At 63.0% G+C, this 22365-nt stretch carries 24 protein-coding genes; 15 read left to right on the top strand and 9 right to left on the bottom strand.

Annotated features, from left to right (window positions below):
- From QZ213_RS07260 to QZ213_RS07235, 6 genes are all read left to right on the top strand, one after another.
- Positions 1–412, top strand: a 412-nt coding sequence (locus QZ213_RS07260) for an ABC transporter substrate-binding protein (RefSeq protein ID WP_291685390.1), incomplete at its 5' end; no start/stop codon positions are given.
- 140 nt (positions 413–552) lie between these two features.
- Positions 553–1368, top strand: a complete 816-nt coding sequence (locus tag QZ213_RS07255; RefSeq protein WP_291685389.1) for an ABC transporter permease — start codon at positions 553–555, stop codon at positions 1366–1368.
- A 4-nt stretch (positions 1369–1372) separates the two neighbouring features.
- Positions 1373–2158: an ABC transporter permease subunit gene (locus tag QZ213_RS07250; RefSeq protein ID WP_291685388.1), complete on the top strand. Its 786-nt coding sequence runs from the start codon at positions 1373–1375 to the stop codon at positions 2156–2158.
- Positions 2155–3216, top strand: coding sequence for an ABC transporter ATP-binding protein (locus QZ213_RS07245; protein ID WP_291685387.1), 1062 nt, complete (start codon positions 2155–2157; stop codon positions 3214–3216). The genes QZ213_RS07250 and QZ213_RS07245 overlap by 4 nt, the downstream gene beginning before the upstream one ends.
- A 9-nt stretch (positions 3217–3225) precedes the next feature.
- Positions 3226–4065 (top strand): phosphodiesterase, encoded by an 840-nt coding sequence (locus QZ213_RS07240; protein ID WP_291685386.1) that lies wholly within the window; start codon positions 3226–3228, stop codon positions 4063–4065.
- A 54-nt stretch (positions 4066–4119) separates the two neighbouring features.
- Complete coding sequence (locus tag QZ213_RS07235) at positions 4120–5352, top strand: acetyl-CoA C-acetyltransferase (protein ID WP_291685385.1); 1233 nt, start codon at positions 4120–4122, stop codon at positions 5350–5352.
- 69 nt (positions 5353–5421) lie between these two features.
- Here the strand turns inward: QZ213_RS07235 and QZ213_RS07230 are convergent, their stop codons facing one another.
- Positions 5422–6150, bottom strand: coding sequence for a CBS domain-containing protein (locus QZ213_RS07230; protein WP_291685384.1), 729 nt, complete (start codon positions 6148–6150; stop codon positions 5422–5424).
- Between the two features lie 174 nt (positions 6151–6324).
- On the opposite strand from QZ213_RS07230, the gene QZ213_RS07225 reads away from it, so the two are divergent.
- Entirely contained in the window at positions 6325–6687 is a 363-nt protein-coding gene (locus QZ213_RS07225; RefSeq protein WP_291685383.1) for a hypothetical protein, read from the top strand.
- Positions 6688–6744: 57 nt separating this feature from the next.
- Positions 6745–8610 (top strand): alpha/beta fold hydrolase, encoded by a 1866-nt coding sequence (locus tag QZ213_RS07220; RefSeq protein WP_291685382.1) that lies wholly within the window; start codon positions 6745–6747, stop codon positions 8608–8610.
- A gap of 8 nt (positions 8611–8618) precedes the next feature.
- On the opposite strand, the gene QZ213_RS07215 is transcribed toward QZ213_RS07220, so the two are convergent.
- From QZ213_RS07215 to QZ213_RS07205, 3 genes are read right to left on the bottom strand one after another with little or no spacing between them, the layout of a single operon-like run.
- On the bottom strand, positions 8619–9557 hold the full coding sequence (locus QZ213_RS07215) for a CHAD domain-containing protein (protein WP_291685381.1): 939 nt from the start codon (positions 9555–9557) through the stop codon (positions 8619–8621).
- 2 nt (positions 9558–9559) lie between these two features.
- Entirely contained in the window at positions 9560–11110 is a 1551-nt protein-coding gene (locus QZ213_RS07210; RefSeq protein ID WP_291685380.1) for a bifunctional aminoglycoside phosphotransferase/ATP-binding protein, read from the bottom strand.
- Between the two features lie 13 nt (positions 11111–11123).
- The gene (locus tag QZ213_RS07205) at positions 11124–12107 is read right to left on the bottom strand and encodes a zinc-dependent alcohol dehydrogenase family protein (RefSeq protein WP_291685379.1); all 984 of its coding nucleotides are present in this window, start codon (positions 12105–12107) and stop codon (positions 11124–11126) included.
- Positions 12108–12292: 185 nt separating this feature from the next.
- Here QZ213_RS07205 and QZ213_RS07200 point away from each other — a divergent pair, with 185 nt between their 5' ends.
- A complete protein-coding gene (locus tag QZ213_RS07200; RefSeq protein WP_291685378.1) occupies positions 12293–13135 on the top strand; it encodes a universal stress protein in 843 nt (280 codons plus the stop codon).
- Between the two features lie 72 nt (positions 13136–13207).
- Positions 13208–15901 carry a bifunctional acetate--CoA ligase family protein/GNAT family N-acetyltransferase gene (locus QZ213_RS07195; RefSeq protein ID WP_291685377.1) on the top strand — a complete coding sequence of 898 codons (2694 nt, stop codon included), beginning with the start codon at positions 13208–13210 and terminating at the stop codon, positions 15899–15901.
- A 120-nt stretch (positions 15902–16021) separates the two neighbouring features.
- On the opposite strand, the gene QZ213_RS07190 is transcribed toward QZ213_RS07195, so the two are convergent.
- Genes QZ213_RS07190 through QZ213_RS07180 form a run of 3 tightly spaced genes read right to left on the bottom strand, consistent with a single transcriptional unit; the run spans position 16022 to position 17239 of the window.
- Positions 16022–16420, bottom strand: a complete 399-nt coding sequence (locus QZ213_RS07190; RefSeq protein ID WP_291685376.1) for a hypothetical protein — start codon at positions 16418–16420, stop codon at positions 16022–16024.
- A gap of 44 nt (positions 16421–16464) precedes the next feature.
- Complete coding sequence (locus tag QZ213_RS07185; RefSeq protein ID WP_291685375.1) at positions 16465–16962, bottom strand: phage holin family protein; 498 nt, start codon at positions 16960–16962, stop codon at positions 16465–16467.
- Between the two features lies 1 nt (position 16963).
- Positions 16964–17239 (bottom strand): hypothetical protein, encoded by a 276-nt coding sequence (locus QZ213_RS07180; RefSeq protein WP_291685374.1) that lies wholly within the window; start codon positions 17237–17239, stop codon positions 16964–16966.
- A 202-nt stretch (positions 17240–17441) separates the two neighbouring features.
- Here QZ213_RS07180 and QZ213_RS07175 point away from each other — a divergent pair, with 202 nt between their 5' ends.
- From QZ213_RS07175 to QZ213_RS07165, 3 genes are read left to right on the top strand one after another with little or no spacing between them, the layout of a single operon-like run.
- Positions 17442–18578 (top strand): MlaE family lipid ABC transporter permease subunit, encoded by a 1137-nt coding sequence (locus tag QZ213_RS07175; protein ID WP_291685373.1) that lies wholly within the window; start codon positions 17442–17444, stop codon positions 18576–18578.
- Between the two features lie 2 nt (positions 18579–18580).
- Positions 18581–19360 carry an ABC transporter ATP-binding protein gene (locus tag QZ213_RS07170; RefSeq protein ID WP_291685372.1) on the top strand — a complete coding sequence of 260 codons (780 nt, stop codon included), beginning with the start codon at positions 18581–18583 and terminating at the stop codon, positions 19358–19360.
- Positions 19361–19365: 5 nt separating this feature from the next.
- Positions 19366–20469, top strand: coding sequence for an MlaD family protein (locus QZ213_RS07165; RefSeq protein ID WP_291685371.1), 1104 nt, complete (start codon positions 19366–19368; stop codon positions 20467–20469).
- Positions 20470–20483: 14 nt separating this feature from the next.
- Here QZ213_RS07165 and QZ213_RS07160 read toward each other — a convergent pair whose 3' ends face one another.
- Positions 20484–20801, bottom strand: a complete 318-nt coding sequence (locus QZ213_RS07160) for a cytochrome c (RefSeq protein WP_291685370.1) — start codon at positions 20799–20801, stop codon at positions 20484–20486.
- Positions 20802–20969: 168 nt separating this feature from the next.
- On the opposite strand from QZ213_RS07160, the gene QZ213_RS07155 reads away from it, so the two are divergent.
- Positions 20970–21686, top strand: a complete 717-nt coding sequence (locus QZ213_RS07155) for a helix-turn-helix domain-containing protein (protein WP_291685391.1) — start codon at positions 20970–20972, stop codon at positions 21684–21686.
- A gap of 102 nt (positions 21687–21788) precedes the next feature.
- Complete coding sequence (locus tag QZ213_RS07150; RefSeq protein WP_291685369.1) at positions 21789–21932, top strand: hypothetical protein; 144 nt, start codon at positions 21789–21791, stop codon at positions 21930–21932.
- Positions 21933–22035: 103 nt separating this feature from the next.
- Here the strand turns inward: QZ213_RS07150 and QZ213_RS07145 are convergent.
- A partial coding sequence (locus tag QZ213_RS07145) for an amidohydrolase family protein (RefSeq protein WP_291685368.1) occupies positions 22036–22365 on the bottom strand: 330 nt, incomplete at its 5' end.

Below are 22365 nucleotides of genomic sequence, written 5' to 3'. Positions count from 1 at the left end.
TCCGATCGTTCCCAAGCAGACCTCCTATGCCCGCGTGGTCTCCGGCGAGATGCCGATCCTGCTGGACTATGATTTCAACGCCTATCGCGCCAAATATTCGGAGAAGGGCAATTTTGAATTCGTGATCCCCTGCGAAGGTTCGGTGGTATTTCCCTACGTCGTCGGCCTCGTCAAGAACGCGCCCGACAAGGACAAGGCCAAGAAGGTGCTGGACTATCTGTTGTCCGACAAGGGGCAGGCGATCTGGACCAATGCTTACCTGCGTCCGGCGCGCCCGATCGAATTGCCGGAAGTCGTGAAGGCGAAGTTCTTGCCCGACAGCGACTATGCCCGCGCCAGAAGCGTCGATTGGGGCCAGATGGAAAACGTGCAAAAAGGCTTCGTCGACCGCTATCTCGCCGAGGTTCGCTGATGCAATATGGCGTCCTTGGCTTTCCCGGTGCTGATTGAATCAGAACCGGGAAGGCTCTACCTCTTTGTTTGACGCGTTTTCTTCACGCGAGCCGGTTTCCACTTCGCTTGAAAACGCTCTGCTCGGGGCGCCATTCCTTCATGCCGCATAAGACCTTCGTCTGGCTGTGTCTGTTGCCGCTCGCCGTGGTGACGGTGGCGTTCTTTGTGCTGCCGATGGCCCGGCTGGTGGTGACCGGTGCCGAAGGCCCGCAGGGGCTGGCGGGATATCTGGCCATCCTCACCGAGCCGCGCTACCGCGCCACCCTGATCAACACCGTTGTTCTGGCCACCGCGACCACGGTCGCCACGCTGGTCATTGCCACGATCGCGGGAATGTTCCTGCAGCGCCACCGCTTTCCCGGCCGCGCCGTCTTGATCGCGATGCTGACTTTCCCGCTGGCGTTTCCCGGCGTGGTCGTCGGCTTCCTGATCATCCTGCTCGCCGGCCGCCAGGGCCTGATCGGCGAAATTTCGAACCACCTGTTCGGCGAGAAGCTGGTCTTTGCCTATTCGATCTACGGGCTGTTCCTCGGCTATCTCTATTTCTCGATCCCGCGCGTCATTCTCACGATCATGGCGGCGGTACAGAAGCTCGACGTCGGCCTGGAAGAAGCCGCGCGCTCGCTCGGCGCCAGCCCCTGGGCCGTGCAGCGCGATGTCGTGCTGCCGGCGCTGGGGCCGGCTTTCGTGGCCTCCGGCGCCATCGCCTTTGCCACCGCGATGGGCGCGTTCGGCACGGCGTTCACGCTTGCCACCAATATCGATGTGCTGCCGATGCTGATCTATACCGAGTTCACGCTGGCCGCGAATTTTGCGACTTCCGCGGCGCTCTCGGTCGGGCTCGGGATCATCGCCTGGGCGATCCTGGCGCTGGCCCGCTCGTTCAGCGGCGGCGCGGTCGCTGCGGCCGGATGAGATGATGCGCGATCGTCTGATTTTCACCGGCCAGCTCCTGTTCACGCTGCTGGTCGCTGCGTTCCTGGTGGTGCCTGCCGTCCTGTCGATTTCAGCCGGCGTCACCGTGAATTACTTTCGCGGCATATCGTCGGGCGTCACGCTGCAATGGGTGTTTCAGGTCTGGGACCTCTATGCCGGCACCATCCTGCTGTCGTTCGTGATCGCCTTTGCGACGCTCGCCGTGACGCTGGTGGCCGGCGTTCCCGCCGCCTATGCGCTACATGTAAGGGGAGGGCGGCTTTCGCGGATCGTGGAGGAAATCATCACCTTGCCGCTGGCGATTCCCGGGCTCGCGATCGCGCTGGCGCTGCTGCTGACCTACCAGGGTTTTAGCGAATTTCGCCGCTCCTGGCTCTTCATCCTCACCGGCCACGTCATCTTCACCATGCCGTTCATGGTGCGGTCGGTGATGGCGGTGTTCGCGACCGTCGACATCAAGACGCTGGATGAGGGCGCGGCGTCGCTGGGTGCTTCGCCGTGGCGGCGCTTTCGCGACGTGATCGTGCCCAATGCCCTTCCGGGCATCCTGGCCGGCAGCCTGATGGTGGTGACGCTCTCGCTCGGCGAATTCAACCTGACCTGGATGTTGCACACGCCGCTGACCAAGACGCTGCCTATCGGGCTCGCCGACAGCTACGCCTCGATGCGGCTCGAAGTGGCCTCGGCCTATACGCTGATCTTCTTTGTCATGATCATTCCGCTGCTGGTCGCGATGCAGATGTTCGCCGACAAGGAGCAGGCAAGATGAATGTGGCTGCGGGACATGGCGCCTCGGTGCGCGTTGAGGCTTGCGGCAAGACCTTTGCCGACGGCTCCCGCGCGCTGGAGCCTGCCACGCTCGACATCGCGCGCGGCGAAACCCTGGTGCTGCTCGGCCCTTCCGGCTGCGGCAAGACCACCATGCTGCGCATCATCGCGGGCCTCGAATTGCCCGATCCGGGCGGCCGCGTGCTGTTCGACGGCAAGGACATGACCTCGGTTCCGATCGAGAAGCGCAATGTCGGCATGGTGTTTCAGTCCTACGCGCTGTTTCCCAACATGAGCGTTGCCGACAATATCGGCTACGGCCTGAAGATCCGGGGCATGGCCAGCAAGGAACGCGCCGCGCGCGTCGCCGAGCTGGTGGCGCTGACCAATATCACCGGTCTCGAAAGCCGCCGCATCGATCAGCTCTCCGGCGGCCAGCGCCAGCGCGTGGCGCTGGCGCGCGCGGTCGCGATCCGGCCAGGTATCCTCTTGCTCGACGAGCCCCTGACCGCGCTCGACGCAGCGCTGCGCGACCGTCTGCGTGGCGAACTCAATCGCCTGCTCCGAGCGCTGGGCATTACCACCATCTATGTGACGCACGACCAGTCCGAGGCCATGGAACTCGGCGACCGCATCGTCGTCATGCAAAAGGGCACGATCGCCCAGATCGGCACGCCGCGCGAGATCTATTTCCAGCCGAAGAACCGCTTCGTGGCGGAATTCATCGGTGCGGCGAATATCATCGAAGCGCCCCTCGAGAGCGGCCATCTCGTGCTGCCGGGTGGGCGGCAGCCGATCGGCGGCGATGCAAGCCTGCCCGCCGCGGTCGCCATGATCCGTCCCGAAACCATCCGCGTGGTCGAGGCGGGAACCGTGCCGCTGTCGGGAATTATCGATAGCGTCAGTTTTATCGGTGACCGGCAACGCATGGTCCTCAGCGGCGCGTCAGGCAAGCCTCTCACCGTCGACGCGCCGAACACCATCAAGGCCCGGGCCGGCGAGCGGGTCGGGCTGTCGATCGCGCCGGATGCCATTCGTTTGCTGCCCCCGGAGAATTGAAGTAGTCCGATGCCGGAAAAACCAGTTCACATCGCCCAGATTTCCGATCTGCACATCAAGCCGCCGGGATCGCTCGCCTACGGACGGGTCGATACCGCGGCCGCGCTCGAGCGCTGTGTGGCGGCCCTGAACGCATTCAGGCCGAAGCCGGACTTCGTGGTGATCTCGGGCGATCTGGCGGATACGCCGACGGCCGAGGAATACCAGTATCTCAAGCGCCTGCTGGCGCCGCTGGAATTGCCCTTCGCCGGCATTCCCGGCAACCACGATTCCCGTGGATTGATGCGCGCCGCGTTTTCAGCCGCTGCATATGCTTTTCCATCCGGGCCGCTCAATCAGCGGATGGAAATCGGCGGGCTCGATCTGGTGCTGCTGGATTCGAGCGTGCCCGGCAAACCGCACGGCGAGTTCGATGCGCCGACCCTGCAATGGCTGGACGCCGCGCTTGCGAATTCGCCGGACAAGCCGGCGCTGGTGTTCCTGCACCATCCGCCGTTCAAGGCCGGCATCTGGCACATGGACCGCCAGAACCTGCTCAATGCCGACGAGTTCGCAGCCGTCGTGCGGCGCCATCCGCGCGTGCAACGCATCGCCACCGGCCACGTTCACCGCGCGACGCTGACGACCTTCGCCGGCATTGCGACCACGATCTGCCCGGCTCCCAATCACGCCGTCGACCTCGATCTGGCCGAATTCCGCGAGCCATCCTTCAAGGTCGAGCCGCCCGCCTTTCATCTGCACAGCTGGTTTCCCGGCGAGGGTTTTGGCAGCGTCGTCACCCACCAGGTTCCGATCGGCGATTTCGACGGGCCGCATCCGTTTTTCGGACCGGACGGGAAGTTGCTTTGAGGGGGTGGATTCTGTAATCCCAATGCCGGCAACAAAATCCCGTAAGGAAACACCATGGTTGACGCGCTGATCATCGATGCATGCAGGACGCCGCGGGGCATTGGCAAGGCCGGCAAGGGCGCGCTGTCGGGCATTCATCCGCAGCGGTTGGGCGCCACGGTGTTGCGGGCGCTGGCCGATCGCACCGGGATCAATACATCAGATGTCGACGACATCATCTGGGGCACCAGTTCGCAGCGCGGACCTCAGAGCGGCGATCTCGGCCGGATGTCGGCGCTCGATGCCGGATACGATGTCCGTGCCTCTGGCGTCACGCTGGATCGGTTCTGCGGATCCGGCATCACCAGCGTCAACATGGCGGCCGCCTCCATCATGTCGGGCTCCGAGGATCTCGTGATCGCCGGCGGCACCGAGATGATGTCGATGGAAGGCCGCCGCGGCGAGGGGCCGTTCATGATGGACAATGGCAACCTTCATTTGCGCGCGCTACATCCGCAGTCGCATCAGGGCGTCTGCGCCGACGCTGTCGCGACGCTGGAAGGCATTACGCGACAGGATGTCGACAGGCTGGGGTTCGAGAGCCAGCAGCGGGCCGCCAACGCCATCAAGGCCGGCCATTTCGACAAGAGCCTCGTTCCCGTCCATCGCGAGGATGGCGGCCTCGCGCTCGACCGTGAGGAATATCCGCGGCCGCAGACCACGCTCGAAGGACTGGCCGGTCTCAAGCCCGCCTTCACGGCAGTGGCGGACTATCCGCTCGACGACAAGGGCACGACCTATCGCAACCTGATTCTGCAGAAGTTTCCCGACCTCGACATCAATTTCGTGCACCACGCCGGCAATTCGTCGGGAGTCGTCGACGGCTCGGCAGCGCTTCTGCTGGCGTCGCCGGGCTACGCCAAGGCGCATGGCCTGAAGCCGCGCGCACGCGTGGTGGCGATGGCGAATATGGGCGATTCCCCGACATTGATGCTGAACGCGCCGGTGCCGGCCGCGCACAAGGTGCTGGCCAAGGCCGGTCTCACGCTCGACGATATCGACCTGTTCGAGATCAACGAGGCCTTCGCGGTGGTTGCCGAGAAGTTCATCCGGGATCTCGGCCTCGACCGCGGCAAGGTCAATGTCAACGGCGGGTCGATTGCGCTCGGTCATCCCATCGGGGCGACGGGCGCCATCCTGATCGGCACGCTTCTCGACGAACTGGAGCGGCGGAATCTCAAACGCGGCCTGGTGACCATGTGCGCCGCCGGCGGCATGGCGCCGGCAATCATCATCGAGCGCGTCTAGACCGGGAGATCGGCACCTGGAGACCGATCCCGATCCAAACACGCCCGACGATCTGGCGTCCCCAGCCGATCAGCTCGCCTTGGCCAGTTCGTCGTCTTCCGGGGAGTTCAGATACATCCCGGACATGGTGTCGACCCAGCACAGGTGGTCATGAACCTTGACCACGCCGGTGACGGTCTCCGCGGCGACCACCGCCGCCTTGCGCGAACGCTCCTCGGTAATGACGCCGCTCAGATGGACGATGCCGTCGCGCACGATCACGCTGAGGCCGAACGGGCACCAGTCGTTCTTCTCGATGGCATCGATGACGCGGTTGCGAATGTGGTCGTCGTCGGCGGTCGGATCGGGAATTTCCTTGGCGAGGCTCGCGACCGCCTGCAACAGGTTGGAGCGCGACACGATGCCGACGATCTTGTCGGCGCGCATCACCGGCAGCCGCTTGATGTTGTTTTTCTCCATCAGCCCCACGATCTCCTCCAGCGGCGTGTCTTCGGTGACCGTAAGCGGCTCCGTCGTCATGATCTCGGAGACGTTGCTGCCGTGCTCGTGAACGAAATCCGCTGCTGCCTTGCCCGGGCCGAGAATGAATTTCAGGAACCGGCCGCGTTTGCGCTGGGTGCCGATTTCGCTGCGGCGAATGAAATCGCCTTCCGAGACGATGCCGACAAGCTTGCCGGCTGCGTCGACAACCGGAAGTCCGCTGATGTGCTTCTGCAGCATGGTATTCGCCGCATCGACGACCTTGGTGTCTGGTGTGACCGATATGACCGGCCGGGTCATGATCTGATGGGCGCGCATGGGGGGCCTCCGCAAGTTCCAGGTTGAAACCGATACTAACAAGTTAAGCTAGCCGGCGTGCTCCGATTTGACGCAGGTCAAAAGCGGGGCAGGCAGCCATCCCTTGATGCAGCTCAATGTGCCCCCGGGCCAGGGGCATATCCTGCAAAAAGAACGCAAAATGTGGAGGTTGTCATGACCGAGCTTTCCGGACCGCGCGCCGAGATTCTTGAGCAATCGGCCGCCGATGCCGCCACGCAATTAACCAAGGCGAACAAGCAGGCTCTGCACTTCTTGACGGGCGCGCAAAAGGTATTGCTCGAGGAGATGGTGTTCGCCGGCAACGAAATGCTCGAACGGACACGAACTGAAACACACCTGCTCTCCGAATTCGTCTCGAAAATGGCCGGATCGCACTCGGTCAAGGACCTGAAGACGATGGTTCAGGAGTGCGGCCAGCACCAGATCGACTTCGTCCGCCGCGACAATGAGCGGCTTTTCAAGCATGGCGAACGGATGCTGGAGACCGCATCGAAGCTGTTCCGGCCGCAGGACTGATCTGTCGTTAGTCTGTCATGTATTTGAAGATTAATGGCAGGACCAGAAGTGGAAGAGATGGATTCCAAGCAATCGATATCGGCCTTGCCGAAGGCTGAAGCGCCGAGGTTGCCATGTCCCGCGCATGCCCCGGGCTATGGTGAAGACAATCGCGCCGTCGTTCCGGTCGAGCCACGCGCTGGACCCGAAGCTCACAAACGGCAGCAGCCGGAAACGTTTGAGGGCGACCGCGCGCTTCACGCACTGGCGGCGCGGCTGACCAGCGGCATATCGCCGGTGGCGCTGTCGCTAGCCTATATCGATTGGGCGGCCCACCTGGCGACGGCGCCTCAGCGGCGGATGGAGATTGCCCAGGAGGGGATGCGAGACGCGGCCGGATTCTTTGAAACCGCGTTGCATTATTTTTCGCCCGGCCAGACGCCATGGTCCCTGATCAAACCGAAGCCGCAGGACCGGCGTTTTGCCGCGCCGGAGTGGGAAAGCCCGCCGTTCAATCTGCTCGCCCAGGCGTTTCTCCTGAGGGAACAGTGGTGGCACGACGCGACCACCGGCGTGCGCGGCGTGGCGCCGGCGAACGAGGCGGTCGTCGAGTTTTCGGTGCGCCAGGTGCTGGATATGCTGGCGCCGTCCAATTTCGCCGCCACCAATCCCGAGGTCCTGCACAAAGCGTTCCAGAGCGGCGGCGAGAACTTCGTGTTCGGCTGGCAGAACTGGTGCAACGACCTGATGCGCGTGCTGTCGGCCGGCAAGCCTGCCGAGGACCGGGAGTTCGTCGTCGGCAAGACCGTGGCGACCTCACGCGGCAAGGTCGTGTACCGCAACGATCTGATCGAACTGATCCAGTACTTTCCGACCACCGAGAAGGTACGTCCGGAGCCGATCCTGATCGTGCCGGCCTGGATCATGAAATATTACATTCTCGATTTGTCGCCGCATAATTCGCTGGTGAAGTTCCTGACCGGCGAAGGTTATACCGTCTTCATGATCTCCTGGCGGAATCCGGGACCGGACGATCGCGATATCGCCTTCGACGATTATCGCAAGCTTGGCGTGAAAGCCGCGGTCGACGTCATCGGGGTTATCGTCCCGCGCCGGCAAATCCATGCGCTCGGCTATTGCCTGGGCGGCACGCTGTTGTCGATTGCGGCCGCAACGATGGGGCGGGACGGCGACAACAGGTTGAAGACGATCACCTTGCTGGCGGCGCAGACGGATTTCACCGAGGCCGGCGAACTGACGTTGTTCATCAACGAGAGCCAGATCGCGTTCCTCGAAGACATGATGTGGGAACACGGCGTTCTCGACACCACGCAGATGGCGGGCGCGTTCCAGTTGCTGCGCTCGAACGATCTGATCTGGTCACGGGTCAGCCGCGATTACCTGCTGGGCGAACGGGCCGCGTCCAGCGACCTGATGGCCTGGAACGCCGACGCCACGCGCCTGCCGTACCGGATGCATTCCGAATATTTGCGCAAGCTGTTCCTCAACAACGACTTGGCGGAGGGCCGCCACATCGTCGAGGGCAAGCCGATCGCGCTGTCGGATATTCATCCGCCAATGTTCGTGGTCGGGACGGTTCGCGACCACGTGGCGCCATGGAAGTCCGTCTACAAGATCCACTATCAGGTGGATGCCGACGTCACCTTCCTTTTGACCAGCGGCGGCCACAATGCCGGCGTCGTCGCGCCGCCCGGCGAGGACGGCCATTTCTATCAGGTCAAGGACAAGGCGGAGGACGCGCCCTATGTCGGCCCCGACGAATGGCTGAAAACGGCGCCGCGGACTGAAGGATCGTGGTGGCCGGAATGGACGAGGTGGCTGAACGCACGATCAGGCGAGCAATGTGAGCCGCCGCAGATGGGCGTTGGAACGGCCGATGGTCAGAGCCTGCCGGATGCGCCGGGCGACTACGTTCGTCACTAGCCGAGCGTTTACTTACTCAGCGCAGCGAGCTTCCGGTAGGCTTCGGTCGCGGTCCGCAACAGGCGCTTCGCGCGCTTGGGGCTGAGGAAGTGCCAAGGCGCATGGGCGCCGTCACGTCGCAAGGTGGCCGCAAGTGCTCGGCCTCTCTCGTCGTCGTTCAACTGTCCGAGAGATCGCTGCGCTTTGCGCAAATGCTTCAACCCGGCCCGCAGCCTTGAAAATCCTTTGTCCGAAAACAGGTCTCCGAATGCTTCGATCGAATAGCTGAGCTTCTTGTTCAACAGGCGCAGCCGATGCCGCTTCTCCGCGTCCATTCTCAGAAGCTTGCCGCTCTTCTTCAGAAGCCTCTCAAGCTGTCGCGTCAGTTTCTCCGCACCGTATTCGGCGATCGGAGAGGCGCGTTTTTTCGCGGCCTGCGTTCCCCTTTTTATCGACCAGGGACCATTCTCGATCCAGTTGGATGTGGCCTTGATCAGGCGCCGATACCTGGCTGAGCGAAGCGCCAGCACCAGAAGGCGGTGGCTGTTCGCACGCCTGTCATTCCAGGCGCGATAATAGGATTCGTCTTGCGGCTGCTTTTTGTCGATTGCCTGCAACCGCCCGGTCGCAACGTCCAGATCGCGCGCGGCGCCAAGATGAGCGTTCAGCCATTTCAATTCATCTCTTATCTTTGTCAGTTGAGTATCGGTAACCATCGGCGCGAAAAACCAGATGGCGGTGCGCAAGCGGGTCAGCGCGATGCGCATTTGATGCAGCGCCGTCGGATCACCTTTGCATGTCGCTTCTTGATTTGCCGAGAGATCTCCGAGATAGCGGCGCCCAAGCACCCGAAAGGCCGTATCGCAGGCCATCATCGGATTCAGCCGCGGCATCGCCGCCGGCTTGGCGCGCTTGGCGGCCTTACCTGCGGATTTCCGGGATCGCGACATGGCTGTTGCTGCCGGCATGGCTAGGCCGCCTCGCCATGCGTGATCCGGCTCTTGCATTGTTTCAGGCTCTGCTCCGGCGTTCCCGACGCATCGATGACCGCCCAGTCGATTGGACCGATATTATAGGTCTCCTGCAGCCCGGCAATGTCGGGCGTGGCATCGGAGGCGTCCCTTTCGCGGCGGTCGACGCGGCTCAGCCTTGTCGCAAGGTCGGTCACGAGAAAAAGCCCGACAAAACGGACATTTAGCCTGTGGGCAGCGTCACGCACTGCATTACGCTCCGTTTCATCGGCGAACACCGCATCGACCACGACGGAATGGCCTTGCGAGAGAACGCGGACGGCGCGCTGCACCAGGATTTCGTAGATCTGGTCGGTAATCTCGGGCCGGTAGGCGTTTTCGGGCAGGCGATCGGTTTCATTGACCTTGAATAACTGCTTGCGCAGCACGTCGCTGCGCAACACTACGGCTCCCGGTTGCGGCAGCAGGGAAGGTGCGAGCGCGCGCGCCAGCACGGATTTTCCCGTCCCGGACAGCCCGCCGACCGCGACCAGCACCGGCGCTTTCGGTGCGATCGTCAGGCGTGCAAGCTCGAAATAGGCCAAGACCGACTGCATGGTGTCGCTATTGTTGCGGGAGTTGCGGTCGAGACGCGCGAGCAGCACATGGGCGCGGATCGCCGAACGCAGCGACATGAACAGGGGAAGGACGGCGAGTGCGTCGAGATTTTCATTTTCCGTCAGCGCCAGATATCTGTTGAGCAGGGTGTTCGCTTCGGCCTGCCGGTCGTAGCGGATGAAATCCATCAGCGGGAAGGCAAGGTCGTAGAGCACATCGGTCGAGGCGATGACGGGATCGAACTCGATCGCATCGAACAGAACCGGCTTGCGATCGATCAACACGATATTCGCCAGATGCAGATCGCCGTGACAACGCCGCAAATATCCCTGCCTGCCGCGCTGCTCCAGCAGTCCGCGAATTCGGGCAAACGCGGACAATGACGCCCGCCTGAGATCGTCGATGTCGCCGGGGACAAAGCAGGCCGCTCCCCGGAACGCCGTGGTATTGCCCTCGATGATGCCCGGAATCGAATTGATCCATGGTTCCGCCGGCGCTAGCGGCGCCACCGCGTGGGAGGCCGCGATCGCTTGCGCAATGGCATCGACCAGGCCGGGGTCGAGCGGGCCGGCCTCGGCCAGATGGTCGATGGTCTGACTCTCGTCGAAGCGGCTCATTTCAACGGCATATTCGACCACTTCACCCTTGCCGTCGATCTCGAGCGATCCAGCGGTGCCTTGCGTGATCGGAACCACGCGATGGTAGACTTGCGGCGCGAACTGGCGATTGATCCTGATCTCTTCGTCGCAGGCGGCTTTCCGCTTTGCGAGCGTCGAATAATCGAGGAAAGGAAAGCGGATGGCGCGCTTGATCTTCAGCGCGCGGTTGCCTTCGAGGAAGACCGACGCCGCGTGGGTATCGATGCGATGAACAAGCGGATGCGTCGCCGGATCGGTCAGGAATGCGAAAACGCTCTCCTGCATGCGGGAGCCGGCTGCGGTTGAATCTGTCATTCGCCGTCGAGCCTTAGGGTTTGAGGACCGCCGCGCCCAGGATTTGTCCGGTCCGCAGTTTCGTCAGGACGTCGTTGGCCTCGGCAAGTGGAAATGCCGTGGTGTGGGTCCGGATTCCGGCCTGCGGGACAATCTTGAGGAAGTCCAGCCCGTCCTGCCGCGTCAAATTGGCCACCGAGACCAGTTGCCGCTCTTCCCAGAGGATATCGTAGGGGAAACTCGGGATATCGCTCATGTGAATCCCCGCGCACACCACCCGGCCGCCCTTGCGCACCGCGCGCAGCGCCGCCGGCACCAGTTCGCCGGCGGGCGCGTAGATGATGGCGGCATCGAGCGGCGCGTCGGGCAGGTCGCCCGAGGCGCCGGCCCACGCCGCACCCAGCCTGCGGGCAAAATCCTGCGCCACGACGTCGTTGGATCGGGTGAAGGCATAAACGGCGCGGCCCTGCCAGCGCGCGACCTGGGCGACGATGTGGCCCGCGGCGCCGAAGCCATAGATGCCGAGCCGTTTCGCGTTGCCCGCCATCACCAGCGAACGCCAGCCAATCAGGCCCGCGCACAACAGCGGCGCGATCGCAACGTCGTCGCTGTCTTCGCCGAGCGGGAAAGCATAGCGCGCATCGGCAATGCTGTGCGTGGCGAAGCCGCCGTCGCGCGTGTATCCGGTGAAGAGCGGACGGTCGCAGAGATTTTCCATGCCCTCCAGGCAGAAGCGGCAGACGCCGCAGGTGTATCCGAGCCAGGGGATTCCCACCCGCTCGCCAATCCGGTGGCTGGTGACGTTGCGGCCAACGAGGTCGACGCGGCCGACGATTTCGTGGCCGGGAACGATGGGATATTTGATGCCGGGAAGCTCGGCATCGACGACGTGGAGGTCGGTCCGGCAAACCCCGCAGGCACTCACTTTAACACGAATTTCACCATCGCCCGGGAGCGGGTCCGGTCGCTCTTGCATCCGGAGAGGCGCCCCCGGAGCCGGCAATACCATCGCACGCATCTGCCTCTCCGAAAGCGAACCCGATCAACCACCGCATGATCCATAGGGCCACAGGCCCGGGAGCCCTTGACCTCCATCAAAATGCATGGCGGTACCCCGTGAATTGGAAGGAACTTCCACCTTGACGGAGATCAACATCGCCCGGAGGCCAGCACCTATCCTGTTGTCCGGATTGGAGAGCGCCCATGCCGATCAAGGATATTCTGTTGCCGCTCGTTGGCGACGCAGACGCAGCTGCAATAGCTGCGATTGACAAATGCGCGGCGGTGGCCGGCGATATCGGTGCCCGGGTGACCGCCATCGCGGTCGAAAATGAGGTCCTGGTCCGGCCGAAGGTAACGATCTCTTCCGATCTGGAGAATACGGCGGCGGCCGAGGCCATGCGGAGCGTATCGAATGCGCACGGCCTGCTGCAGGCGTTCGACGCGGCGGCCAATCGCTTTGGCGTGCGCAACGAGCAAAGGCTTAGCCGGCTTGCGGTGGCGGATATTCCTACGCATTTTGCGCAATCGGCGCGGCTGAAGGACCTCTCGCTGGTCCCGGTGAGGGCGCACGACAGTCGATCGGAGAAGGTCGTCGAAACCCTGATATTCGAATCGGGCCGGCCGATCCTGATATGCCCGGAGGAGCTCGCCGCCGAACTGCCGGTGGCGTTCGACAATGTCGTGATCGCGTGGGATCACAGCGCGCCGGCGGCAAGGGCCGTTGCCGACGCGATACCCATGCTTCAACCGGCCGCGAATGTGCGTGTCGTCACCGCGACCGACAGGAAAACGCCGGCCGAGCAGGAATCCGGCATGGCGCTCGTGAACCATCTCCTGGAACATGGGATCAAGGCCACGTTCGAGATGGTGAAGATCGACGGCAGTTCGGTCGGAAAGGTATTTGAGGCCTATGTGAAGGCAAAAGCCATCGACCTTCTGGTCATGGGCGCCTATCGCCACTCCCGGCTCAACGAAATTGTTTGGGGTGGTGCGACAAAAACCGTCATAGGGCGGCCACCGTGCTGGGTTATGATGTCGCGTTAGGCGGACCCGTCGCGCAAACAACCGCGTTAGAATTCATACACCCAGGCCGGCGCCAGCCGGACAATTGAGCTGATGTCCACCTATCAACTGAAAAATCTGCTTTCACCCCGTTCGATCGCACTGGTCGGAGCAAGTCCGCGCCAGACTTCGGTCGGACGTGCCATTCTCGGCAACATTCGCAAGACCAAATTCAAGGGCGAATTCGGGCTGGTGAATACGCATTACCCCGAGATCGATGGCGTGGCCACGGTCGGCAGCATCGGCGAATTGCCGTTTGCGCCTGAACTGGTGGTGATTACCGCGCCGAGCACTGCAATTCCGGGCCTCATCGAGGAGGCGGGTGCGCGGGGGGCGGCGGGCGCTCTCATCATCACCTCGGGGCTTGGTCATGGCCCGGGCTCGCTGGCGGAGGCCACCGAACTCGCCGCGCGCAAATATGGCATGCGGCTGATCGGGCCGAATTGCCTCGGCATCATCATGCCCGGCGTAAATCTCAATGCCAGTTTCTCGGCGCACATGGCCAGTGCAGGAAACCTGGCGCTGATCTCCCAGTCGGGCGCGATTGCGACAGGCATGGTGGATTGGGCCGCGCAGCGCGGGGTTGGTTTCACCGGCATCGTATCGATCGGCGACCAGCTCGACGTCGATATTGCCGATCTGCTCGACTACTTCGCGATGGATGGCAAGACGCGCGCGATCCTGCTCTATGTCGAAGCCATCAAGGATGCCCGCAAGTTCATGTCGGCGGCGCGCGCCGCCGCCAGGATCAAGCCCGTCGTCGTCGTCAAATCCGGACGGATGGCGCAGGGAGCCAAAGCGGCCGCGACCCACACCGGCGCGCTGGCCGGCTCGGACGCGGTCTACGATGCCGCGTTCCGCCGCGCCGGAATCCTTCGGGTGTCGGATCTGCGCGAATTGTTCGACTGCGCCGAGACGCTCGGACGTGTCGGATCGCCTCCGGGAAAGCGGCTGACGATGCTGACCAATGGCGGCGGCATCGGGGTTCTCGCCATAGATCGCCTGGTCGAGCTCGGCGGAATCCCCGCGGCGATCGTGCCTGCCACGCGCGCGAAGCTCGACGCCGTCTTGCCTCGGAACTGGTCCGGATCAAATCCCGTCGATATCGTCGGCGACGCCGATCCCGCGCGTTATGCGGCGGCGCTCGAGGTGCTGCTGGCCGATCCCGGCAATGACGCGATCCTGGTGATGAATGTACAGACGGCGATCGCCCGGGCTGACGAGATCGCCGCCACCGTGACCGAACTGGTCAGCAAGTATCGCCGGCAACACCATCACGCCGCCAAGCCGGTGCTTGCGGTCTGGGTCGGTGCGGACCAGAAGACCATCGATTTGCTGAGCGGCGCCGGAATTCCGAACTACCCCACCGAAGACGATGCGGTGCGCGGTTTCATGTATCTGGTGAAGCATCGCGAGTTGGCCGCGGAGCTGGCGCAGGTTCCGCCGGCGATGCCCAGGGAGTTCGCGCCGGACATCGATACCGCCCGGGGAATTGTTGCCGCGGCGCTCGCCGACGGCCGCCAGTGGCTTGATCCGGTCGAAATCAAGCGGCTGCTCGAGGCCTATGAGATCCCGATGGTGGCGACGTTCGCGGCCGCCGACGCCGAGCAGGCCGTTGCGCACGCCTCGGCCATCTTCGCGCAAGGCGACACCGTGGTGCTCAAGATCATGTCGCGCGACATCATTCACAAATCCGACGTCGGCGGTGTCGTGCTCAATCTGACCAGCCCCGATGCCGTGCGCGCGGCGACGGCCGATATCCTGGCGCGGACGAAAAAGCTGCGCCCGGAGGCGCGGATCGCCGGCGTGATCGTGCAGGCGATGGTGGTGCGGTCGAAGGCGCGTGAGCTGATCCTCGGCCTCGCCGACGATCCGACCTTCGGCACCGTCATCGTGTTCGGCCGCGGCGGCACGGCGGTCGAGGTCATCAACGACAAGGCGCTGGCGCTTCCGCCGCTCGATCTGCCGCTGGCCCGCGACCTGATCGAGCGCACCCGTGTCTCGCGCCTGCTGCGCGCCTACCGGGACGTGCCCGCGGCCAAGCCGGACGCCGTCGCGATGGTTCTGGTCAAGCTCGCGCAGATGGCCGCGGATCTTCCCGAGATCCGCGAGCTGGATATCAATCCGTTGCTGGCGGACGAGAGCGGCGTGCTGGCCGTCGATGCGCGCATCTCGGTCGGCCAGGTGGAGCAGAAATTCCAGGGCACGGGCCCGGCCAATTTCGCGGTGCGGCCATACCCGTCGCAATGGCAGCGGCATATCGAGCTCAAGGACGGCTTGCGGGTCTTTGTGCGCCCGATTCGTCCCGAGGACGAACCGCTGATCCACGAATTATTGCGGCACGTCACCGCCCATGATCTGCGGCTGCGCTTCTTCGCGCCGATGAAGGAATTCACCCACGAATTCATCGCCCGTCTGACCCAGCTCGACTACGCCCGGGCGATGGCGTTCGTCGCGTTCGACGAAGCCACCAATCAGATGGTCGGCGTGGTGCGCATCCACTCCGACTCGATCTACGAGACCGGTGAGTATGCAATCCTGCTCAGGTCCGATCTCAAGGGCAGGGGGCTGGGCTGGGCCTTGATGCAGCTGATCATCGAATACGCGAAGTCCGAGGGGCTGAAAGCCATCTCGGGGGATGTGCTGAAGGAAAACACGGTGATGCTGGAGATGTGCCGGCACCTTGGTTTCGAAGTTAAGGCCGATCCCGTCGAACACGATATCTGCGACGTGAGGCTCAAGCTTTGAATAAATATCGGTAGCGTCATTTCGGGTGCTTCGAAGAGGCGAACCTCAGATGTGCAATTGCACATCGGGGAACCTCTGGATTGCGGGCTCGACGCCGCGCGTCGCCTGGAATGACCGGCGCTACAGGTGCGTCACCGATACGACGCGGTAGGTGTGCATCTTGCCGCCCTCGTTGATCGAGACATATTCGCCAAACATAAAACGTTCATCCGCAAAGTGATGTCCAACCTCGTCCGGCGTATCGGGGTAGCTGAACGCCCAGCCGCTGCCACGGTGAACGAGGTGGCCGTGCTGGTCATCCTGTCCCGGCCGCATTCGCGTGATCCGGCAGGCCTCGCGATGGTCTCGCCACAGCTTCGGGTCGATCCGGTCGTCGGCATCGAGCGGCGCAACGATGATATAGGCAAAGCCGGTGTCGCCTTCGGGGTGACCGGGTTCGCGTGCAAGCTCGATGCGGATCTGCCGAAACTGCGCCGGCAGGGAGGTATTCAGGATCGGTTTGGGATTGACGCTTTGCATATCGGATGGCTCCTTGTTGATGGGCTGGCGGCCGTGGCTCGCGACTATTTCTGTTCCGCAGCGGCTGTCGGCGTCGTGGCGGCCGGTTTGACGGCCGGCTTCTTCAGGCTCTTGATGATGATCGTGATCAGCGGAACGATCAGCATGGGCAGAATGCTGTTCAGCGGGTTGTGGATCGCTCCGGACACCTGCGACTGCAGCGCCCGCGCCTCAAGCTGCAACGCGTCCACCGCCGAGCCATGGATTTCGTTGGCGAGTTCGAGTTCGCGCCCGCTCGGCGGCCTCCCGGCGATCAGGAACAGGATCGCGGCAATCGCGAAGTTGACGGCGCCGAGAATGGCCGCGGCCGATATCGCGCTCCAGATCTGGACCAGCGCGAAATACGCCGACAACTCCAGCATCAAGAGGCCGAACGCGGCGATCAACGCCGCAAAAGCCCTCAAGCCGAGGCCGATCAGCATATGCCGCATCCGGATATCGGCGATAATCCGGTCGGTGCGCCAAAGCGCGCGCAGATGTTTGATGACATTTTCGGGATTCAACTTAGTGTCTCCTCAACATGAAGCCGACCACGACGCCGAGCGCAAAGGCGGAAGCAAGCGATGTGATCGGCCGCTCGGATATGATGCTTTCGAGATTGTCTTCCTGCTCGCTCAGGGTTTCGCCGAGATCGTTGAGCACGGACTTGATCTGATCGGCGAGAGCCTCGGCGCGATTCCTGGTGGTGTCGAAGATCTCCTCGCCCGTGGTGTTCAACAGGCGCGACACGTCGCCTTTGAGCGCTTCCAGCTCATCTCTCAGCTCGCTTGAGTCGAACATCGTTGTTGCCTCTGCCGCATAATCCAGCCGAAATTCCATGCAAACCCAGTCTAGGCAAGCCATAACCAGGGGCTATTGATTTGCCTCAACAGGGCAGGGCCGGGCCGTTTCCGGTTTGAGGCAGGTCAATCCGGGCATCGCGCCAGGGCCTAGTAAGAGGCCTTGGGACAAGACATTCCCTCGAGATTAAGGAATACAGATATTGGCGTCTCCACCCCTGTTAACGGCCACGCCGGCGGGCGATGTGCTAGAGCTGCGCCCCGGCGGGTCCTGGACCTCGGCCAATGTGACCACCCTGGAAGCGCTCTCCGATACCGTCACGGGTCAGCTTGACGGGTCGAAATGCGTGAAGCTGGACATGGCCGGGGTGCGCGAGCTCGATACGCTCGGGGCCTGGCTGCTTGAAAAAATGTCGCGGCGCGCGGCTTCTACCGGCCATCCGACCGAGGTGGTCGGTGTCGCCGACAACTATGCCGGGCTCATCGAGGAGGTTCGGCGGGTCAATCGCCGCAATCCGGTGCCGGTGCCGACACTAAATCCGGTCGTGGCCAGGGTGAACGACGTCGGCCGCTTCGCGGTCGGTTCGAGGGAAGACATCGGCATATTCCTGCGGATGCTCGGCTCGCTTTTCCTGGCGCTGGTCGGCGTGCTGCGCAGGCCGCGATCGCTGCGAGTGACATCGCTGGTCTATCAGTTGTACAAGGTCGGCTTTCAGGCGATTCCGATCATAGCGTTGATCACCTTCCTGATCGGCGCCATCATCGCGCAGCAGGGCTTCTTCCATTTCCGCAAATTCGGCGCCGACTCCTACGTCGTCGACATGGTCGGCATCCTGGTGCTGCGCGAATTGGGTGTATTGATCGTCGCGATCATGGTCGCCGGCCGGTCGGGCAGCGCCTACACGGCCGAACTTGGTTCGATGAAAATGCGCGAGGAAATCGACGCGCTGTCGACCATGGGCCTTGATCCCGTCGAAGTCCTGATCCTGCCCCGCATCATTGCGCTGATCTTCGCGCTGCCGATCCTGAGCTTCATCGGATCGATGGCCGCGCTCTACGGCGGCGGTCTGGTGGCACAGTTCTACGGCGACATGGGCCCGGCGATCTACATCGCGCGCCTGCATGACGCCGTGTCCGTGACCAGCTTCAAGGTCGGCATCATCAAGGCGCCGTTCATGGCTCTGGCGATCGGCATCGTCGCCTGCAGCGAGGGCTTGCGGGTGAAGGGGAGCGCCGAGTCGCTCGGCAAGCAGACCACGACCTCCGTGGTGAAATCGATCTTCCTGGTGATCGTGCTCGACGGGCTGTTTGCGGTCTTCTTCGCGTCGATCGGAATGTAGCGATGCAGGAAGCTACTCAGCAGTTCGCGATCCGCGTCAAGGATCTTGTGGTCGGCTTCGGCCGCCAGATCGTGATCGACCATTTGTCGCTCGATGTCCGCCGGGGCGAGATCCTCGGCCTGGTCGGCGCTTCCGGCGGCGGCAAGACGGTGTTGATGCGAACCATCATTGGGCTCATTCCGCGCCAAGGCGGGGAGATCGAGGTCATGGGCAAGGCGATCGGGCGCAGCGAGGATCGCAGCACCCAGAGTGCGGCGGGTCGATGGGGCATCCTGTTTCAGCAGGGCGCGCTGTTTTCGTCGCTCACCGTGCGGCAGAATATCCAGTTTCCGCTGCGCGAGAATCTGGTGCTGTCGCAGGCGCTGATGGACGAGATCGCCACCGCCAAGCTGGAAATGGTCGGGCTATTGCCGGAGGATGGCGACAAGTTTCCTTCCGAATTATCGGGCGGCATGACCAAGCGCGTGGCGCTGGCCCGGGCGCTCGCGCTCGATCCTGCCATCGTGTTTCTCGACGAGCCGACCTCCGGGCTCGACCCGATCGCCGCTGGCGAATTCGATGCGCTGATCAAGACCTTGCAGAAAACGCTGGGACTGACGGTGTTCATGGTCACCCATGACCTCGCCAGCCTGTATACCGAGTGCGACCGCGTGGCGGCGCTCGCGGACGGCAAGATCGTCGCCATCGGACCGATGCGCGAACTGCTTCAATCCGAGCATCCCTGGGTGCGGGCATATTTCCACGGCAAGCGCTCCCAGATGCTGCAACCCAAAGCGAGCTAAAAGAGATGGAAACCCGCGCTCCCTTCGTCGTCGTCGGCGCCTTCGTGCTGGCAACCATCGTCGCCGTGTTCGGCTTCGTCTACTGGCTTCACAACACCGGCGGGCTCGGGCCGCGCACGAGCTATCATGTCCAGTTCGACGGCTCGGTGCCCGGGCTATTGATCGGTGCCGGCGTGCTGTTCAACGGCATCCGCGTCGGCGAAGTGACGGATCTTGGGCTCGCACCCGACAGTCCCCGCCGCGTCAATGCGACGATCTCAGTAGCCACGTCGACGCCGGTGCGGGCTGACACCAAGGTCGGCCTGGAATTCCAGGGCCTGACCGGTGTTCCCGTGATCGCGCTGGAAGGCGGCATGCAGCTTGCGAATTCCGGTCCGGTGCCGACCCTGATTGCCGATCCCGGGGCGGGGCAGAGCATGACCCAGGCCGCCCGCGATGCGCTGCGCAAGGTCGATTCGGTGCTCAACGAAAATTCGGAACCGCTGAAGGAAACCATCGCAAACCTCAAGGTATTTTCGGAAGGACTGGCGCGCAACACCGGCAAGATCGACAGCATCCTCGCCGGCGTCGAAAAGATGACCGGCGGCGGCACGCCGGCGCAAAAGATCACCTACGATCTGCGCGCCCCGCAAAATCTCGGACCGGCGGCCAAGACCCTCAAGGGGCAATTGGCGGTCCCGGAGCCGACTGCGGTCGCGATGCTGGAAACGCAGCGGTTCCTGTTCTCGCCCGCCAAGGACTATCCCGGCTTTGCAGACGCGATCTGGGCCGACGCCATTCCGAAATTGCTGCAGGCCAGGCTCATCGAAGGCTTCGAGAATTACGATGTTGCCCATGCGCCGCTGCGGGTGGCTGATCTCGGACAGACCGACTTCCAGCTTCTGATCGACGTCCGGCGCTATCGGATCGCGACGGATTCGGGGCCTGTGGCCGAGATCGGATTGTCGGCGCGGATCGTCGACAAGAACGGCAAGGTTGTCGCCTCGCGCCTGTTCGAGGACAGCGAGAAATTCGACAAGGTCGAGCCGCCGGCGGCCGTCTCCGCCTTCAACGAGGCATTCGGCCGGATCGCCAAGGAAATGATCAGCTGGACCGTGCAGGCGCTGTAGCTTGCGCGGCGGCGCTATTCGAGGGTCTTGAGGAACGTCAGCAGGTCATGGATCTGGTCGGGACTGAGTTCGGCCTCCGGCATCGCGGGATGGCCGGTGGAGATGCCCTCGGCCAGCGACTCGGCGAGGGTTTCGATCGGGTAGCGGGTATGCAGGGTGCGGAACGGCGGCGCCGCCTTGAGCCGGCTTTTCGAAACCAGGTCGATCGAGTGGCACGCCCCGCAATGCCTGGATGCGTAGGCCTTTCCGCGTTGCACGTCGGACGGGGCGGCGAGCGCCGGCGTCATCAGCATCAGGGTGACGAGGGCTTGGCGCAGGGTAAATCGCAGCATTTTAAGGACCGGTCTTTCGTTCAATTGCGGCTATGAATGCAAGATAGGGTGACGAAGTGGGCCGCCTTTGATCTGAATCAACCGCCATTCCGGCGATCGGTTAAGATGCAATCCGTCGGCAAGTCGGCGCACGATATGGTTGCTGCCTGGCCCATCCTGGAGTGGCGCATGAAGATTTCCCTGGTTGCGGTCGAGCCAAACGAACAGCAGCCCTGCGTTGATTGTTCGGTACGTCAATTCAGCCTGTGTGCGGCGCTCGACCGGGCTGAATTGCGGGAGCTGGAGCATCTCGGCCGCCATGTCCATTTCGCGACCTGCGAGACGGTGTTCGCCCAGGAGGAGATGACGACGTCATTCTACAATCTGCTCGAAGGCGTCATGCGGCTTTACAAGCTGCTGCCCGACGGCCGCCGGCAGATCGTTGGATTTGCATTGCCCGGCGATTTTCTGGGAATGACCGCTTCGGCGCGGCACAGCTTCTCCGCCGACGCAATCGGGCCTGTGACCATTTGCCGGTTCTCGCGGGCGGCGTTCGCCCGGTTTATCGAGGACAAGGCGCATCTGCTGCGCCGAATCAACGAATTGGCGGTCCGTGAGCTGAGCCAGGCCCAGGACCACATGGTCCTGCTCGGTCGCCGTTCAGCGGAAGAAAAAGTCGCGACCTTCCTGATCGGCTGGCGCGACCGGTTGGGCCGACTCAGCGGTCCAGCCAAGACGGTGCCGTTGCCGATGAGCCGCCAGGACATCGCCGACTACCTCGGCCTGACCATTGAAACGGTCAGCCGCACCTTTACCAAGCTGGAACGCGACCGCGTGATCGACATCCTGCCGGGAAGCATCAGCCTCTTGGATCCGGCGCGCGTCGAGGCTCTGGCCGCGGCCTGAGCACGGACCGACCCGGATACTGGTCGGTTTGATTCAGATCAAAGACCGCCATTTCTCCCCTCGGGATAAATGCCTCCAAATTAGAGGGCAGGGGAGGTTTTTATGCCGTTTGATGCAATGGTGGTCAGCGTAGCCGTGGTTGTTATGTTCCTGGCGTTTGCGGCGGTGCTGCTGTGGGGCGACCTCCAAACGCGGCCAGACCGGCTGAAGGGCGATTCGAACTCTCCCAAGCGCCGCAGCTTCTGAAGCGGCCTGCCGGCACCACCGCCAGCCGGCGACAGGATCGAGATATCGCGCCGGACCGGCTATCGCCCGCGGGCGGGCCGTTGCGTGGCGCGCGCCTGCGCGATCAGGCTTCCTTGATACCGAACAAATGCGCGGCATTGCCGCCCAGGATCGCCGCCTTCTGCTTATCCGACAGGGTGGAGGTGGCGAGCACGTGGTCAACGGGATGTTCTTCCCAGGGGATCGGATGATCGGTCCCGAGCATGATCTGGCTCGCGCCGACTTGCGCCACCAGATGCCGCAAACCTTCCGCCGTGAACACCATGGCGTCGAAATAGAGCTGGTTGAGGTATTCCGAGGGCTTCTTTTTCAGCGTGATGTCGGGATTGCAGTTTTGCGGCGATACGAAGCAGGCATGGTCGCCACGCGCCGCATAGGACGGGAGAAAGCCGCC

It is taken from the genome of Bradyrhizobium sp., from assembly GCF_017881085.1.
Classification (GTDB): domain Bacteria; phylum Pseudomonadota; class Alphaproteobacteria; order Rhizobiales; family Xanthobacteraceae; genus Bradyrhizobium.
This window is presented reverse-complemented; position numbering and strand designations above follow the sequence as displayed.